The organism is Chitinivorax sp. B, assembly GCF_005503445.1.
Lineage (GTDB): Bacteria > Pseudomonadota > Gammaproteobacteria > Burkholderiales > SCOH01 > Chitinivorax.
The window spans coordinates 1-3,640 of record NZ_SCOH01000109.1; the positions used below are offsets into that span (position 1 = coordinate 1).

The 3,640-nt window shown below is 45.9% G+C and carries 7 protein-coding genes; all 7 read left to right on the forward strand.

Annotation, left to right across the window (positions count from 1 at the left end; genetic code table 11):
- Window positions 1–855, forward strand: an 855-nt coding sequence (locus FFS57_RS24400; protein WP_137940427.1) for a glycosyltransferase, incomplete at its 5' end; no start/stop codon positions are given.
- 107 nt (window positions 856–962) lie between these two features.
- The gene (locus tag FFS57_RS24405) at window positions 963–1,244 is read left to right on the forward strand and encodes a hypothetical protein (RefSeq protein WP_137940428.1); all 282 of its coding nucleotides are present in this window, start codon (window positions 963–965) and stop codon (window positions 1,242–1,244) included.
- Between the two features lie 163 nt (window positions 1,245–1,407).
- Window positions 1,408–1,620: a hypothetical protein gene (locus tag FFS57_RS24410; RefSeq protein WP_137940429.1), complete on the forward strand. Its 213-nt coding sequence runs from the start codon at window positions 1,408–1,410 to the stop codon at window positions 1,618–1,620.
- A gap of 104 nt (window positions 1,621–1,724) precedes the next feature.
- Window positions 1,725–2,177 carry a hypothetical protein gene (locus FFS57_RS24415; RefSeq protein ID WP_137940430.1) on the forward strand — a complete coding sequence of 151 codons (453 nt, stop codon included), beginning with the start codon at window positions 1,725–1,727 and terminating at the stop codon, window positions 2,175–2,177.
- Window positions 2,174–2,386 carry a hypothetical protein gene (locus FFS57_RS24420; protein ID WP_137940431.1) on the forward strand — a complete coding sequence of 71 codons (213 nt, stop codon included), beginning with the start codon at window positions 2,174–2,176 and terminating at the stop codon, window positions 2,384–2,386. Before FFS57_RS24415 ends, FFS57_RS24420 begins: the two co-directional genes overlap by 4 nt.
- Before the next feature lie 107 nt (window positions 2,387–2,493).
- Complete coding sequence (locus tag FFS57_RS24425) at window positions 2,494–2,940, forward strand: hypothetical protein (RefSeq protein ID WP_137940432.1); 447 nt, start codon at window positions 2,494–2,496, stop codon at window positions 2,938–2,940.
- On the forward strand, window positions 2,937–3,368 hold the full coding sequence (locus tag FFS57_RS24430; protein ID WP_137940433.1) for a hypothetical protein: 432 nt from the start codon (window positions 2,937–2,939) through the stop codon (window positions 3,366–3,368). The genes FFS57_RS24425 and FFS57_RS24430 overlap by 4 nt, the downstream gene beginning before the upstream one ends.
- Window positions 3,369–3,640: the final 272 nt, after the last annotated feature.

Here is a 3,640-nt window from a genome sequence, read left to right on the forward strand (position 1 = left end):
TTCCCGCTGACCATGGATGACCGGGCCCGCATTCGGGCGCGTAATGGCTTGCACCTGTTGAACCTGGAACAGTGCGATGTTGCCGTGGCCCCCACGCACTGGCAGAAGCAGGTACACCCACCGGCGTACCACGACAAAATCCAAGTCATTCATGAAGGCATTGATGTCCAACGACTGGGCCCCGATCCCGATGCCCGTTTCACCTTACCCAACGGCAAGGTGCTGAAACCGGGTGACCCGGTAGTGACCTATGTGGCGCGTAATCTGGAGCCCTACCGCGGCTTCCACGTGTTCATGCGCGCCTTGCCGCAGCTGCTCACCCAACATCCCACCTGTGACGTAGTGATTGTCGGTGGCGACGGTGTCAGCTATGGCAGCAAACCCAAGCATGCTGCAAATTGGAAAGAAACACTGCTGAAGGAAGTGTCGATTGATCTCAACCGCGTGCACTTCCTCGGCAAGCTTCCTTATGACCGCTACCGCACGCTGCTACAAGTGTCAGCCGCCCATGTCTACCTGACCTACCCGTTTGTGTTGAGCTGGTCGATGCTAGAGGCCATGGCAACCGGCTGCCTGGTGATCGGGTCGGACACGGCACCGGTTAGGGAAGTGCTGCAGCACGGTGTCAATGGGCTGACCGTGCCGTTTTTTGATCCCGATGCCATCGCCGCGCAGACCACCCGCGCCTTGAACCAGGCCCACACCCTGGCCCCGCTGCGGCAAGCCGCCCAAACCACGGCCCAGCGCTATGCGGTCGAAAACGGGCTGGCCGCGTATGCGCAACTGCTGGGCCAGTCGGCGAGTCGGAACACGGTGCCGCCGGCGCAGGTAGTTGGCGGTATGGACATGGGGTAATAGCATCATGCGACTTCACACAGACTTCACATGCTTTACCACCGATCAGACGACAATGCTGATTACTTACCACTTCCAAACTCGTAACTGGCAACCCACAGGAGAAAATGATGCCTTTCATCATTGAAAAGCTTGATGCAAATGACCCATCCTTGCAGCTGGATAAGAAATATCAATTCGCAAAAAACTTACATGAAGGTCACGTGCGCACACGTCTTGTCAATCAAGCTGACGATGTGACAATTTACGATATTGAATCAATGAGTTTATCTGGTTCCGAGATGGGATTCGAACCGGGAAGGCTCATTCTATTCCACCATGATGAATACGCCATTATTCACAGCTATATCCGTGAAGAAAAAGAAAACGGAGCAGATATACGATGCTAAATCATCATGGATATTGAAAAATCCCAAGGTTTTGATTTACCCAACGAGGACGTAGAACGACACATTGCAGAAGGTAATTCTTTCTATTCTGAATCAGAATACAAGTTAAAGTACGAAGTACGATTCGCATATTACAATTTAAAAAAAACGAAGGAACTGATGAATGAGTAACGTCACAGCAATGGTTGATGACATCATCAATGGCGCCCGCCATGTAACCGAATCTGAAGTCTTGGATATTATATCCAAGGCAAAGAATGAACGCACCTTACTGTCAGTAGATCGATTGAGCAATCTACACAATAAAGCATTCGTCGTTCACAATTACCTAACAACTGACAGCATTGCGCGATTACTTAGATTGCCAACACGCTAAAATTGTTAAAAACCAGTCAGATTAAAATTGCTTTACCACCGATCAGACAACAATGCTGATTACTTACCACTTCCAAACTCGTAACTAACAACCCACAGGAGAAAATGATGCCTTTCATATATGAAAAGCTTGATGCAAATGACCCATCCTTGCAGTTGGATGAGAAATATCAGTTCGCAAAAAACTTACATGAAGATCACGTGCGCACACGTCTTGTCAATAAAATTGACGATGTGACAATTTACGAAATTGAATCAATGAGTTTATCTGGCTCCGAGATGGGGTTCGAACCAGGAAGGCTCATTCTATTTCACCATGATGAGTATGCCATTATTCACAGCTATATCCGGGAGGAAAAAGAAGACGGGTTAAAAATACAACGCCACATCATTATGGATATCGAAAAATCTCCCGACTTTGATTTATCCAAAGAAGACATGGAAAAATATATTTCAGAAAGTAAATCTTTCTATTTGGAAGCAAGATACGAATTAAAGCGCGAAATACGATTCGCCTATTACAATTTAAAAAACAAAAACGAAGGAACTGATGAATGAGTAACGTCACAGCAATGGTTGATGACATCATCAACGGCAGCCGCCATGTCACTATGTCTGAAATTTTGGACATCATCTCCAAGGCAGAAGGTGAAGGCACCTTACTGTCAGTTGATCGATTGACCAATCTACTCAATAAAACGTCAGCCGTTCACAATTACCGAACAGCTGACAGCATTGCGCGATTACTTAGATTGCCAACACGCTAAAATTGTTAAAAACCAGTCAGATTAAAATTGCTTTGCCACCGATCAGGCAACAGTGCTGATTACTTACCACTTCCAAACTCGTAACTAACAACCCACAGGAGAAAATTATGCCTTTCATCATTGAAAAGCTTGATGCAAATGACCCAGCCTTGCAGTTTGATGAAAAATATCAATTCGCAAAAAACTTACATGAAGATCACGTGCACACACGCCTTGTCAATAATGCTGACGATGTAACAATTTACGATATTGAGTCAATGAGTTTATCTGGCTCTGAGATGGGATTTGAGCCAGGAAGGCTTATCCTATTCCACCATGATGAATACGCCATTATTCACAGCTATATCCGTGAAGAAAAAGAAAATGGAGCAGATATACGATGCTACATCATCATGGATATTGAACAATCTCCGGGTTTTGACTTATCCAAAGAGGACGTAGAACGACACATTGCAGAAGGTAAGTCTTTCTATTTAGAAGCAAGATACGAATTAAAGTACGAAATACGATTTACCTATTACAACTTAAGAAAAAATGAAGGAACTGATGAATGAGTAATGTAACAACAATAGTTGATGACATCATCAATGGCAGCCGCCATGTCACCATGTCTGAAATTTTGGACATCATAGCCAAGGCAGAGGGTGAAGGCACCTTACTGTCAGTTGATCGATTGACCAGCCTACTCAATAAAACGACCGCCGTTCACAATTACCTAACACCTGACAGCATTGCCGTACTTTACAGCGGAAAAGCACCCAATCCAGACGATGTCGCCAATTCTTTTGACATGCTTAAGGCGTTGAGGAAGGCAGACTCCAAGGTTGTCACAGTACCAGGCAGACAATTTGACGCTGCTAAATTAATGTATGACGACAGGTTCACTGAATATTTCAAAGCAGCAGTCAAAAAAGAAGGCCTAGATTGGGGGCGAGGCATACCTGAAACTGGCGGAATACACTGGCAACCCGTACTATCTTAATACTGCGCAAATTGCCACTGGTAGTGGCGCGCCGGGCGGTATCGCTATTCATAACAATGCTTTGCTGGAGATCTACAACCCCGACGTATACCCTACAGATATTACCCATTGATCAGGCCGGCATCATGCGACTTCACAAAGACTTCATACGGGGCACACCAGGGCGGGATCGAACTTTCATTTGGCATGGAAGTTAGGCTCGCGATGAATCGCCGAGTTGGGGAAAGCGCCCAAAACCCCCAGCTGATTTATGCTAAAAGCGTAATTTCACT